Origin of the sequence: Vibrio sp. YQ_11, assembly GCF_043103065.1 — a bacterium.
GTDB lineage: Bacteria > Pseudomonadota > Gammaproteobacteria > Enterobacterales > Vibrionaceae > Vibrio > Vibrio parahaemolyticus.
Genome location: NZ_JBICJM010000053.1, coordinates 56,929 through 70,452, shown reverse-complemented (window position 1 = coordinate 70,452; position 13,524 = coordinate 56,929). Strand labels below are relative to the sequence as shown.

The following is a 13,524-nucleotide window of genomic DNA, read 5'->3' as shown; positions in this document are numbered from 1 at the left end:
ATCGAGCTCAATCGCTTGAGTTAACTCACTAAGTAAAACATTGTGGCAAAGAAGAAAAAGTTAACCAAAGGTCAGGTGCGCCGCGTACGCAGCAACCAACAAAAACGCCTAAAAAAGCAAGAAGAGTCCATCCAATGGGATGAGAACATGCTTGGCGCAAGTAAACAGGGTCTAGTGATTACTCGCTTTGGCCAGCACGCTGACATCGAAGATTTAGAAACTGGCGAGGTTCAACGCTGTAACCTACGTCGTGGCATTGAGTCTCTGGTTTCCGGTGACCGAGTGCTCTGGCGTGAAGGTCTTGAATCAATGGCAGGCATCTCAGGTGTTGTGGAAGCCGTAGAGCCACGTACATCAATGCTGACTCGCCCAGACTACTACGACGGCCTCAAACCAGTTGCGGCAAACATCGATCAGATGGTGATTGTCTCGTCTGTTTTGCCTGAGCTATCACTGAACATTATCGACCGTTATTTAGTGGCCGCAGAGACACTCAACATCGCACCATTGTTGGTGCTCAACAAGGTTGATTTGCTTGAGGCAGATGACCGTGCAATGTACGAAGAGTGGCTCAAAGAATACGAGCGAATTGGTTATAAAGTGCTGTTCGTGAGTAAAAATTCTGGTGAAGGCATTAGTGATTTAGAAGTGCAGTTACGCGATCGTATCAACATCTTTGTTGGTCAATCTGGCGTAGGTAAATCGAGTTTGGTTAATGCATTAATGCCTGAACTAGAACAAGAAGTGGAAGAAGGCGCAATTTCTGAAAACTCTGGCTTAGGTCAACACACCACGACAGCAGCACGCCTTTACCACATTCCAACTGGCGGCGATCTTATTGACTCACCAGGGGTTCGCGAATTTGGTCTTTGGCACTTAGAGGCTGAAGAAGTCACCAAAGCGTTCGTTGAGTTCCGCCCATACCTTGGTGGCTGTAAATTCCGAGACTGTAAACACAACGACGACCCTGGCTGTATTCTGCGTGAAGCCGTTGAGAAAGGCGAAGTGAGTGAGGTTCGTTTTGAGAACTACCATCGCATTCTAGAAAGCATGATGGAGAACAAGGCAAACCGCCAATACTCACGCAACAAGAAGGCCGATCTGTAACCAGATTGTCTGAGCAACTGTGTAAGAATTCTTCACCGAATACTGACAAGCACATTAAAGTTCAGTAACATCACGCGCCCAAAGCGCGAATCTAACAGAACAGACAGAAGTATCGGAATTAAAGATGGACAAGATTAAAGTTGGACTGCAGTACTGGATCCCACAACATGGCCTAACTCGCCTAATGGGCAAACTGGCATCAGCCAAAGCTGGTAGTCTAACCACCGCGGTCATTCGCTGGTTTATCAAACAGTACAATGTGAATATGGACGAGGCAAAGCACTCTGATCCTAAGCATTTCAAAACGTTCAACGAGTTTTTTGTTCGTGAGCTCAAAGAAGGCGCACGCCCAATCACTGAAGGTGATGAGATCATTACGCACCCAGCAGATGCTTGTGTGAGCCAATTTGGCCCAATTGAAGATGGTCAACTGATTCAAGCAAAAGGCCACAACTACTCGGCGCAAGAACTGCTTGGTGGTGATGAGAAACTCGCAGAAGAATTCAAAGACGGTTCATTCGCAACGCTATACCTATCGCCTCGCGATTACCACCGTGTACACATGCCATGTGACGGCACATTGCGCCAAATGATTTACGTTCCTGGTGATCTGTTCTCAGTAAACCCTCTGACAGCAGAAAACGTACCGAACCTATTTGCACGTAACGAACGAGTGGTATGTATCTTCGATACCGAATTTGGCCCAATGGCACAAGTTCTGGTTGGTGCAACCATCGTAGGCAGTATCGAGCAAGTTTGGGCAGGCACCATCACGCCACCTCGCGGTAACACGGTCTACAAATGGGATTACCCAGCAGAAGGTGACAAAGCCGTTATCCTGAAAAAAGGCGAAGAAATGGGTCGCTTCAAACTGGGGTCGACTGTGATCAACCTGTTTGCGAAAGACGCGATTGAGTTTGACGCAAGCATGGAAAACGGCCAGCCAACCGTAATGGGCACACCTTACGCCCTGAAAAAATAAGCGAAATTCAGTTAAAAGCGCCCTTTATCAAGGGCTCTTTTTTTATTGATGAAAAGCAAAATTCTGTTCGAAATTTAGACTCTCTTCTCCAAACTCATACCTGCCTCTAAGACCCTCAATCCACAATCATTTATCCTGCGCTTAGGATGAATATTTAGAGGGGCTACCAATGCCAAAGATGAATGTCAGCACACTGGCTAAATTGCTGGTGTGTTTTTTAATTCCGCTCGGTGTTTTGATGATGCCGATAGATGCTATTCCCATTGATGATCTCACTTTAATTCAGCATCGCTTGTTGGCCATTTTTCTTCTTGCTGCCCTACTTTGGGTTCTTGAGCCGGTTCCCGTTTTTGCTACGTCCATTCTTATTATCGCTCTCGAACTGATCATGATTTCTGACAAAGGCTTGCATCTGTTTCGCAATCCACCACCAGGGCACGATCTTGGTGAGCTGATCAACTACACTGATATCTTCTCTGCCTTTTCGTCACCAATCATTATTCTTTTTATGGGCGGCTTCGCATTAGCGATTGCCGCCTCTAAGTATGAGCTCGACAACAACCTCGCTCGCGTGTTGCTTAAACCGTTTGGCAACCAGCCCAAATTCATCATGCTCGGGCTGATGTTGATCACCGCGGTGTTTTCCATGTTCATGTCCAATACCGCAACAACGGTCATGATGTTAGCGCTACTTGGCCCTATTGTGGCGTCAGCACCGAAAGGTGACTTAGGCATTAAAGCACTGGTTTTGTGTATTCCAATAGCCGCCAATACGGGTGGTATTGCGACGCCAATAGGTACGCCACCGAACGCCATCGCACTGCAATATCTCACTGGAGAAAACACCATCGACTTCCTCTCATGGATGATGATGGGCTTACCTTTTGTCTTAGTGCAATTGACCATCGCTTGGTTCTTACTGCAAAAGCTGTTCCCATCGAGCGAGCCAGAAATGAAACTCAAGTTGGATGGCACTTTCAAAAAGAGCTGGCGCGCAATGGTGGTTTACGTGACCTTCGCCCTCACCATCGTCTTGTGGATGACCACCAAAGCTCATGGCATGAATACGTACGTCGTCGCGATTATTCCTCTGGCAGTCTTTACCTTAACGGGCATCATGGGCAAAGAAGAGCTCAAACAGATCAACTGGGACGTATTGTGGTTGGTTGCCGGTGGTATTGCGATTGGTATTGCACTCGATAAAACGGGCTTGGCAGAAGCGCTCGCCCACGCAATTGATTATGAGGCACTGTCTCCATTTGCGGTGGTGGTTGCACTCTCCATCGTGTGTTGGTTGATGGCCAATTTTATGTCAAACACCGCGACCGCGAACTTGTTGATGCCAATTGCCGCAGCTATCGGGGTTTCCATGCCGAGTTTGGCCGCTGTCGGTGGCTTACAAGGCTTACTGGTTGTGGTCGCATTCTCGGCTTCACTGGGCATGATTTTACCTGTCTCCACCCCACCAAACTCATTAGCTTATTCAACGGGCTTGATAGAAAGCAAAGACATGGCGAAAGTCGGACTCATCATTGGCTTAATTGGTCTGTTTATAGTTTACGGCGCTGTGTTGATTCTCTTCTAACGTTCTGGCTCTGTGAGGGGTTACGCCTTCACAGAGCCCCTTCATTCCCATTACCTCGACTTCGTTCCCCTTTGCACACCATGATGAATAGAGATTTAACATTGCATTGCTGAATAAAAATCACACCATGTGCCTCAAGTTTCATCACTAACTGTCGATAAATTCACTAAAGCCTTTCATGTAACGCTCTGTGCTTGAATCGTCTAAACCCTCTGGAGTCACACGTTGTGACACTGATCTTTTTGTCTGTTTATAAAGGTTAGACAATGAGAAATACCATTAAGTTAAAAATCCAGATTGCTATCGCAGTCATTATCGCCATCGTAAGTGGCGTTCAAGCTTGGGTTTCCGTTAATCAACTTCACGAAGAAACCACATCCACACTCAACCGAGAAATACAGAATATTTCTGAGTCGACTAACCGTTATATCAGCGATTGGCTCTCAATTCGTAGCGATATGATGTTGGCTAACGAACAAATCATCGCCGGTTCTGATGATGCAGATCGCGAGTTATTGCTGACCAAACGCGCGGGGAAATTTCTCTCTGTTTACGCAGGGTTCTCTGACGGCGCGATTGCCTACGGCGATAAAAGCGAATCATGGCCATCCGATTACGACCCTCGAACTCGCCCTTGGTATCAAGACGCGATGGCACAATCTGGGCTGATCATTACCGAGCCATACCAAGACTTTGATGGCAGTATTGTGGTCAGCTTTGCCAAAGCGTTTAACCAAAACAAACAAGGCGTATTGGCCGCTGACTTGGCCGTCACAGACATCATCAGCGAAGTATTGAATATCCAACTGGATAACAACGGCTTCGCGTTTTTGGTGGATGGCAACAATAATCTCGTCGCTTATAAAGATGAAAAGCTCAGCCAGAAACCGCTCACCACGTTAAATCCAGAACTGACTCGCGATAAAATGGCCAACTTGGCACAACACGCGAAGCTAGAAACAATCACGTGGCCAAAACAAGGCGACCAACTGATTTATGTTGCTCAAGTCCCCAACACCGATTGGTCTCTGGGCGTCGTGCAAGACAAACAAATGGCTTTTGCCTCCGTTTCGGAGCAAGTGACCTTTACTGCCATTGCTTCAATCGTGATGTATTTGATCATCGCTGCCACCAGCACTTACGTGATCACTCGCCTACTACGTCCACTGCAAACTTTGTCGGATGCACTCTCTGAACTGTCACAAGGTGAAGGTGATTTGACGCAGCGCATCGAGATTGAACGCATGGATGAAATTGGTGAACTGGCCACGCACGTCAACCAGTTCCTTGCTCAGATGCAATCAATGCTAAAAAACATCGTCGAAAACAGTCAGCAGTTGTCAGAACAAGCACAACAGGCGAATGAACTCTCAGCCATGGCGGCAGGACGCGTTGAGCACCAACAAAATGACGTAAACCAAATTGCTACGGCCATTCATGAAATGTCGGCAACCGCTGCAGAAGTCGCAAGTCATGCAGAATTGACCGCAAGTGCATCCCAAAACTCCGCATCTGCGTGTGTGGAAGGTCAAAGCGTTATTCAGAAAAACCGAGAAGCAATTGTGTCGCTTGCTGAGCAAGTGAGTGATGCGGCAAATGTAATTTCTGAACTGGAAGCGAACACCCAAAGCATCAACCAAATCCTGTCTACGATTCAAGGCATTGCTGAGCAAACCAACCTGCTCGCTCTCAATGCGGCCATCGAAGCAGCACGCGCGGGTGAACAAGGACGCGGATTTGCCGTGGTAGCAGATGAAGTACGTGTACTTAGCCAACGCACTCATGGCTCAACAGAAGAAATCCGTACCATGATTGAAACGCTGCAAAGCAATACCAAGCTTGCCGTAAACAGCATGCAAGCCAGCACTAGCTTGGCAGATACCAGCGTGGATTACGCACAGCAAGCGCACGACAGTCTAACCAGCATCACCAACTCTATCACTGAGATTAATGATATGGCGATGCAGATTGCGAGCGCAGCAGAAGAGCAGCGAGCGGTAAGTGAAGACATCAGCCGCAATACTCAAGGCATCAAAGACGATGCAGATGTCATTGCTGAGCAATCACTGAAAAGCAGTGAAGGCGCACGCAGAATGTTCAACACAGCGAACACCATGCGAGAAAACATCAGTCGCTTTAAAGTGTAAACCGCCCCGAAAAAGCAGCTCCCAGAGCTGCTTTTTTATTGATGTTATCTAGCCCTTTAACTTCCCAATAATAAATAAAAAAATGATGGCATTGCTCGTGGCATTTCATGCATATTAAAAGCCCTCAACCCTATTCAACAAGGACGTCTATCAATCATGGGTTACGAATGGCTTGCTCTGTGCGCTGCCTTTTTATGGGCGGTTTCCAGCCTGATTTCGGTTATTCCTGCGCAGCATCTGGGTGCCTTCTCTTACAGTCGTTGGCGGATGGGCTGCACAGCCGTAATTTTGTCGACCATGGCGTGGATAACCGGCGGTTGGCTAAGTGTGTCTTGGGAACATATTACGCCGATGATGGCATCCGGATTGATAGGGATCTTCATTGGCGACACCGCACTGTTTGCGTGTTTGAATCGCATGGGGCCAAGGCAAGCGGGCCTGTTGTTTTCCTGCCATGCCGTGTTTTCCACCATCTTAGGTTATTTCCTGTTTAGCGAAAGCATGACGGCCATTGAACTACTTGGTTCTGCACTGGTGTTTAGCGGTGTGGTGATGGCGATATTCTTTGGCCGACGCGGACAAACTAACAATGTGCTCGAGGAAATCAAAGGTAACATTTGGGTTGGAGTCTCACTCGGCCTTACCGCTGCAATATGTCAGGCGCTCGGTGGCATTATTGCCAAACCGGTCATGCAAACCAGTGTCGACCCAATCGCTGCATCGGCAATTCGAATGATCAGCGCGTTCGTTGCGCACTGCTTGTTACTTATCGTTGGTGTAAAAGTTGCTCGCTCCACCCAACGTATTACTTGGCGTGTTTTTGGCATTACGGCGTTGAATGGCTTTCTCGCAATGGCCGTAGGAATGACGTTAATTCTTTACGCGCTGCGCGAAGGGAACGTAGGTATGGTTGCACTGCTATCTTCAACCACGCCAATCATGTTGCTACCGCTGCTCTGGGTTTACACTAAACGCCGACCAAACCGATTTGCTTGGTTGGGCGCGGCTCTAGCGGTGATTGGTGCGGGGATTTTGGTTCAGTAATCTTACAAACCAGTCCTTATTACCAGACACAAAAAAGCCCGAGTTTATACTCGGGCTTTTGTCATTCTGGGTCGTCAGTTAATTACTTAACTAGCACATCACCAGACATTTCAGCAGGGATTTCTAGACCCGCTAGAGAAAGCATTGTTGGTGCAAGGTCAGACAGTTTACCGCCTTCTTTGAACTCAACCGCTTTGTCACCGACGTAGATTAGAGGCACTGGTAGGTTAGTGTGTGCAGTGTGAACGCCGCCAGTTTCAGGGTCGATCATCATTTCTGCGTTACCGTGGTCTGCAGTGATCAGTAGCTGACCGCCAACTTCTTTGATTGCTTCAACTACTTTGCCTACGCTTTCGTCTAGTGCTTCGATCGCTTTTTCAGCCGCTTCGTAAACACCAGTGTGACCAACCATATCTGCGTTAGGGTAGTTACAGATGATTGTGTCGTACTTACCAGACTTGATAGCCGCAACCAATTTCTCAGTTAGCTCTGGAGAGCTCATTTCTGGTTGTAGGTCGTAAGTTGCTACTTTTGGAGAAGCAACCAATTGACGCTCTTCGCCTTCAAATTCGTTCTCAACACCACCGTTGAAGAAGAAAGTAACGTGCGCGTATTTCTCTGTTTCAGAGATACGTAGCTGAGTTTGACCTTGCTTAGATAGCCATTCACCGTACGTGTTTTCTAGAGACGCTGGTGGGAATGCTGTTGCTAGAGGGATATCTGCCGCGTATTGAGTCAGCATCACGAAGTTGATTGCTGGGAATACTGCGCGCTCAAAACCGTCAAAACCAGGAACGAATGCACGTGTGATTTGACGTGCACGGTCAGCACGGTAGTTCATGAAGATAACCGCATCACCGTCTTGCATGATTGCGTCTTCTTGACCTTCTGCTTTAATCGCCGTTGCTTTCACGAACTCGTCGTTTTCGTCACGAGCGTAAGCCGCTTCAAGACCAGCAACAGCCGTTTCTGCTGTGAATTCAGCTTTAGCTTGGGTTAGTAGATCGTAAGCAACTTGTACACGTTCCCAGTTGTTGTCACGGTCCATTGCGTAGTAACGACCAACTAGAGAAGCAACGCGGCCTTTACCTAGTTTCGCGAATAGATCTTGGAAACGTTGTAGTGAGTTTTCTGCACTGCGTGGTGGTGTGTCACGACCGTCTAGGAAACAGTGTAGGTAGATTTTCTCAGCGCCACGAGCTGCCGCCATTTCAACCGCTGCGTAGATGTGATCTTCGTGAGAGTGTACGCCACCTGGAGACATAAGACCCATGATGTGTACCGCTTTTTCTGCTTTCACTGCAGCGTCGATAGCTTCCACTAGAGCAGGAGTTTGTTCGAACTCACCATCAGCAATTGATTTAGTGATACGAGTTAGATCTTGGTATACAACGCGACCTGCGCCAATGTTAGTGTGACCAACTTCTGAGTTACCCATTTGACCATCAGGAAGGCCAACATCCATGCCTGAAGCAGAGATTAGAGTATGTGGGTTGTTCGCAATCAGAGCATCCATTACTGGTGTTTTCGCATTCGCAATTGCGTTACTTGCTGTGTCTTCACGGTAACCGTAACCGTCAAGGATAACTAGAGCCAGTGGCTTCTTAGCTGACATAGTGATGACCTCATCAAATTTAAGTAACTTTTGGCGTAGGGCTTCGCTGCCCTATCTAACCTTGAAACAAAACTAGCGTAATTTTACTACACTTTTTAACCAAAACTGTAGGTTAAGATCAAATAATGTTTGCGATTTAATGTTGCTATCTTACAAGTTAGCGAGCAACCAAGCGTCACCAACAAACGTGTTCCACAAGCATAGTCATTCCCAATACGCTTTGTACACCCAAGCCAACATTCGATGGCGCGCCTCTCAACGTTGCCACAAAACTGTCAAAACGGTCTGCTTTTAGAGCGCTCAACATAACTGGCTGAGGATAGGTTCTATTGTTCTCTTTTCTTGGCAAAACAAAAGTCACTTAGACCGATTACTTCGATAGGAAAAAGTGATGAATAAGGATAGGAGAAGGGATGCGACAACAAGGACGTAGCGAGTTTATAGAGATCTCAATTATTCGTTAGAAAATTTTAACCCTCTCGCCTAAGAGGCTTAACCCCGCTATACTCCTGCTTTATTTTTCCGCCAACAGCGTAAGAGCTCAAGACATGCAAGAGTACATTGAATTTTTCCAACAGAACATGATTCTATCTTTGGTTTGGGTAGGTCTTCTTGTCGCATTTATCATGAACATCGTGAAGTCAGCGACGGCAGCATACAAAGAAATCAACGTAAACCAACTGACTCACCTAATGAACCGTGAAAACGGCGTTGTTGTGGATATCCGCACAAAAGATGAGTTCAAAAAAGGTCATATCACCGACTCACTTCACATTTTACCTTCAGACATCAAAGCTGGTAACTTGGGTAGCCTTGAAAACCATAAATCAGACCCAATCATTGTTGTATGCAAGACGGGCCAAACCGCTCAAGAAAGCGCGAACCTTCTAGTAAAAGCGGGCTTTGAAAAAGTTAGCCTACTTAAGAATGGTTTGATTGCATGGAACGAAGCAAACCTACCTTTAGTTCGTGGTAAAAAGTAGGAACGTGGCAAAAACTAAGGTACGCATTTAAACGCGATTTTGCCAAGCCTCGTGGATATAAAACTGAGCAAATAGAAAGCAGTTGAAGCCCTAAGTTGTGACGCTTTGCACGTAATACACGCTTCATCTAGTCAAGGTACATTTGCTCAGTTAGTCTCAGGACAAACCAAATTTCTGAGTTTAGGCGTTTCTAGACTCAACAAATGTTTATTAAGGATTAAAAAATGGCTGAAGCAGCACCTCAAGAAGCACAACAAAACTTCGCAATTCAACGCATCTTCCTAAAAGACGTTTCTTTCGAAGCGCCAAACTCTCCAGTAATCTTCCAAAAAGAATGGAACCCAGACGTTAAACTAGACCTAGACACTCAAAGCCGTGAGCTTGGTGAAGGCGTTTACGAAGTGGTTCTACGTCTAACTGTGACTGTGAAGAACGAAGAAGAAACTGCGTTCCTATGTGAAGTTCAACAAGGTGGTATCTTCACTGCTGAGCAAATGGAAGCTGGTCAACTAGCACATTGCCTAGGTGCATTCTGCCCGAACATCCTATTCCCTTACGCTCGTGAAACTATCTCAAGCCTAGTTGTTAAAGGTACGTTCCCTCAACTGAACCTAGCGCCAGTTAACTTCGACGCGCTATTCATGAACTACCTACAACAGCAAGCTCAACAAGGCGAAGCTCAAGCGTAATTCACGTTTTATAAGTGACGAACAGCCATAAGCGCTTTCGTCACCGACTCGAAGAAAATGCACATAGCGTCTACCATCCGATGCAATGTGCATTTTTTATTTCTGACAAAAGTTCCTAGTTCCTAATCCCTAGAGAGCGTAAAATCTGGTGATTATGAACTAGATTCTACTAGTAGAAAGACAATTAGGCGGTAGCATGACACAAGCAAATACAAACAATGCTTACGGTAAAGACATCGCAATGACTGTAATTGGCGCAGGCTCATACGGTACTTCTCTAGCGATCTCCCTCGCGCGTAATGGTGCGAACGTTGTCCTTTGGGGGCACGAGCCAGAGCACATGGCACGCTTAGAGGCGGATCGCGCGAACCACGCATTTTTACCAGGTGTTGATTTCCCAGAAAGCTTGATTATTGAATCGGATTTAGAAAAAGCCGTTCAAGCAAGCCGTGACTTGTTAGTTGTGGTTCCAAGCCATGTCTTTGGCATCGTGCTTAACAGCTGCAAACCGTTCCTGCGTGAAGATTCGCGTATCTGTTGGGCAACCAAAGGTCTTGAACCTGAAACTGGCCGACTGCTCAAAGACGTCGCGTACGACATCATCGGTGAGAACTACTCGCTGGCCGTTCTATCTGGCCCAACGTTCGCGAAAGAGCTCGCGATGGGTCTACCAACTGCGATTTCCGTTGCCTCTCCAGATGCAGAGTTCGTGGCGGATCTGCAAGAGAAAATCCACTGTAGCAAAACCTTCCGCGTGTACGCGAACAACGACTTCATCGGCATGCAACTTGGCGGTGCAGTGAAAAACGTTATCGCAATTGGCGCAGGTATGTCAGACGGCATCGGTTTTGGTGCAAACGCACGTACTGCGTTGATTACCCGAGGCTTGGCTGAAATGAGCCGCCTTGGCGCTGCACTTGGTGCCAAACCAGAAACCTTCATGGGTATGGCTGGTTTAGGTGACTTGGTTCTTACGTGTACTGACAACCAGTCACGTAACCGCCGCTTTGGTTTAGCTCTCGGTCAAGGTAAAGACGTTGACACGGCACAAGAAGAAATTGGTCAAGTCGTAGAAGGCTACCGCAACACGAAAGAAGTATGGATGCTCTCCCAACGCATGGGCGTTGAGATGCCGATTGTTGACCAAATTTATCAAGTATTGTATCAAGGAAAAGATGCACGCCTGGCAGCGCAAGATTTACTTGCTCGTGACAAAAAAGCCGAAGGAAAGTAGCACTCTACGCACCTTCGCACCTCATCTGAGAAGAATAGAAGTTGTCGGGTCACGGAAGAACCACTCAGGATATTGAGAATGAAACACTGCGAAAAACAAAAAGTCTGGAACAAAATTGTCTCAGAAGCCCGTGAAATGTCAGAGCAAGAGCCTATGTTGGCGAGCTTTTACCACGCTACCATCATCAAGCATGAAAGTTTGTGTGCGGCACTGAGTTACATTTTGGCCAACAAATTAAACACGGCGTCGATGCCAGCAATGGCCGTTCGTGAAGTGGTCGAAGAGGCATTTGCCGCAGACCCTACCATCACGGATTTTGCTGCGTGTGACATTTGTGCGACGGTCAACCGCGACCCTGCTGTTTCCATGTACTCAATGCCATTATTATATTTGAAAGGTTACCACGCGCTGCAAGGCTATCGCGTGGCAAACTGGTTGTGGAAACAAGGCCGTCATGCCCTCGCGACGTATTTGCAAAACCAAATTTCTGTGGCGTGTCAGGTAGACATTCACCCAGCAGCACGTATTGGTAGCGGCATCATGCTCGACCATGCGACGGGCATCGTGATCGGTGAAACAGCGGTGGTTGATAACGATGTGTCGATCCTACAAGACGTCACCCTAGGTGGTACAGGTAAAGAGTGCGGCGATCGTCACCCGAAAATCCGTGAAGGCGTGATGATTGGTGCAGGTGCCAAAATTCTTGGTAATATCGAAGTGGGCGAAGGGGCGAAAATCGGCTCTTGCTCCGTAGTATTGCAAGCGGTGCCACCGCACACGACCGTGGCGGGCGTACCCGCAAAAATCGTCGGTCGACCAAAAACAGACAAACCGTCTCTCGATATGGACCAAGGCTTTAACGGTAAATCACAAAGCTTTATCCATGGAGATGGCATTTAACCGTCTTCTGATCCTTTGACAATAATGTGGTAGGTAACTCTCAAGTGCGAAAACAAAATCACCCAGTGCTCCGCTCGGCTATTTTATTAACTTGTGCTTTATCTGCCACCTATCCCCTCTCTTCTTTCGCCGCTAGTCAGCAAGAGCTCAAAGGCGTTTCCAGCGAAATCAATCGCCAAAAGAAGGCGCTAACCTCGCAAGAGAAACAGCTTAACGAGCTGCAAAAATCGCTCAAAGACCAAGAGCTTGGCATTTCTAAGCTGGAGCGAGAAATCAAGCAAACTAAAGCCGACCTTGCTCAAGCAGACAAGAACATCAATAAACTGGAAGAGAAAATCTCCTTGCAAGAAGCCCAGCGCCAAGCACAAGAGGAAGAGCTCAAGCAGTTGCTGCAAACGTATTACGTGACCGAGCGAGCGAAAGCGAATGGGCACTTATTGAATCAAGGTGTAGAAGAAGACCGCATTAGCCAATACTTTCAGCACTTAGCCAAGGCTCGTGCCGAAGTGATTGATGCCATCACCAAGACCACTCAAGAGTTGGCGCACAACAAAAACCAACTTGAGCTAGAGAAAGAGCAGATCGAAACCCTGCTCAAGCAGCAATCAGAAAAGCGTACCGCACTGGCCAGTACGCAGTCGAATCGTAAGCAAACGCTGAACAAAATTCAGAGCAGCATTAAAAACGACAAACGTTACCTTGCTGAACTACAACGCAATGAAACCCGTCTAAAAGCCGAGATTGCAAAAGCCGCCAAACGAAATGCAGTACCAATGGACGGGCTCGGCAAACAGCGCGGCAAACTACCATGGCCACTAAAAGGCAGTGTGTTACATAACTTCGGTACGCGTCAAACCGGACAAGTAAACTGGAAAGGTATGGTGCTTTCCGCTAACTATGGTCAACAAGTTAAAGCGGTTTACCCTGGCACAGTCGTATTTGCAGAGTATTTAAGAGGTTACGGTTTAGTGGTGCTGCTTGATCACGGTAAAGGTGACATGACGCTTTACGGCTACAATCAAGCGTTAACCAAAAAAGAAGGCGACAAAGTCACCGCAGGCGAAGTGATAGCACTCGCTGGTGATACAGGTGGTCAAGACCGACCATCACTGTATTTCGAAATCCGCCGTAATAGTGAAGCACAGAACCCGAAGTCTTGGTTAAAGCGCTGATTATCTGACTTATTTACTTGTAGTAAAAACAAAGGAGCCACTCGGCTCCTTTGTTGTATTCATATT

11 protein-coding genes are annotated in these 13,524 nt (G+C 47.1%); 10 read left to right on the top strand and 1 reads right to left on the bottom strand.

The annotated features are described in order from the left end of the window. Positions 1–42 precede the first annotated feature (42 nt). The 5 genes from rsgA to ACF8EG_RS25085 all read left to right on the top strand — a co-directional run bounded on the left by rsgA (position 43) and on the right by ACF8EG_RS25085 (position 6,865). Positions 43–1,107 carry a small ribosomal subunit biogenesis GTPase RsgA gene (gene rsgA, locus ACF8EG_RS25105; RefSeq protein WP_015297418.1) on the top strand — a complete coding sequence of 355 codons (1,065 nt, stop codon included), beginning with the start codon at positions 43–45 and terminating at the stop codon, positions 1,105–1,107. 124 nt (positions 1,108–1,231) lie between these two features. Further along, the gene (asd, locus tag ACF8EG_RS25100; protein WP_020839784.1) at positions 1,232–2,089 is read left to right on the top strand and encodes an archaetidylserine decarboxylase; all 858 of its coding nucleotides are present in this window, start codon (positions 1,232–1,234) and stop codon (positions 2,087–2,089) included. A gap of 169 nt (positions 2,090–2,258) precedes the next feature. Beyond that, on the top strand, positions 2,259–3,674 hold the full coding sequence (locus tag ACF8EG_RS25095; RefSeq protein ID WP_025795655.1) for a DASS family sodium-coupled anion symporter: 1,416 nt from the start codon (positions 2,259–2,261) through the stop codon (positions 3,672–3,674). A gap of 266 nt (positions 3,675–3,940) precedes the next feature. Continuing rightward, complete coding sequence (locus ACF8EG_RS25090) at positions 3,941–5,821, top strand: methyl-accepting chemotaxis protein (RefSeq protein WP_025795653.1); 1,881 nt, start codon at positions 3,941–3,943, stop codon at positions 5,819–5,821. 156 nt (positions 5,822–5,977) lie between these two features. Beyond that, entirely contained in the window at positions 5,978–6,865 is an 888-nt protein-coding gene (locus tag ACF8EG_RS25085; protein ID WP_005482188.1) for a DMT family transporter, read from the top strand. Between the two features lie 82 nt (positions 6,866–6,947). Here the strand turns inward: ACF8EG_RS25085 and gpmM are convergent, their stop codons facing one another. Continuing rightward, a complete protein-coding gene (gene gpmM / locus ACF8EG_RS25080; RefSeq protein WP_005456931.1) occupies positions 6,948–8,480 on the bottom strand; it encodes a 2,3-bisphosphoglycerate-independent phosphoglycerate mutase in 1,533 nt (510 codons plus the stop codon). A gap of 548 nt (positions 8,481–9,028) precedes the next feature. Here gpmM and ACF8EG_RS25075 point away from each other — a divergent pair. The 5 genes from ACF8EG_RS25075 (at position 9,029) to ACF8EG_RS25055 (ending at position 13,458) form a co-directional block, all read left to right on the top strand. Next, entirely contained in the window at positions 9,029–9,463 is a 435-nt protein-coding gene (locus ACF8EG_RS25075; RefSeq protein WP_005381472.1) for a rhodanese-like domain-containing protein, read from the top strand. Positions 9,464–9,687: 224 nt separating this feature from the next. Next, positions 9,688–10,152, top strand: coding sequence for a protein-export chaperone SecB (secB, locus tag ACF8EG_RS25070; protein ID WP_005456911.1), 465 nt, complete (start codon positions 9,688–9,690; stop codon positions 10,150–10,152). Between the two features lie 196 nt (positions 10,153–10,348). Then, positions 10,349–11,386 carry an NAD(P)H-dependent glycerol-3-phosphate dehydrogenase gene (gpsA, locus tag ACF8EG_RS25065; protein ID WP_005496473.1) on the top strand — a complete coding sequence of 346 codons (1,038 nt, stop codon included), beginning with the start codon at positions 10,349–10,351 and terminating at the stop codon, positions 11,384–11,386. Positions 11,387–11,464: 78 nt separating this feature from the next. Beyond that, entirely contained in the window at positions 11,465–12,286 is an 822-nt protein-coding gene (gene cysE, locus ACF8EG_RS25060; protein ID WP_005496472.1) for a serine O-acetyltransferase, read from the top strand. Between the two features lie 26 nt (positions 12,287–12,312). After that, positions 12,313–13,458, top strand: a complete 1,146-nt coding sequence (locus ACF8EG_RS25055) for a murein hydrolase activator EnvC (RefSeq protein WP_005456946.1) — start codon at positions 12,313–12,315, stop codon at positions 13,456–13,458. The last annotated feature ends 66 nt before the right edge of the window (positions 13,459–13,524 follow it).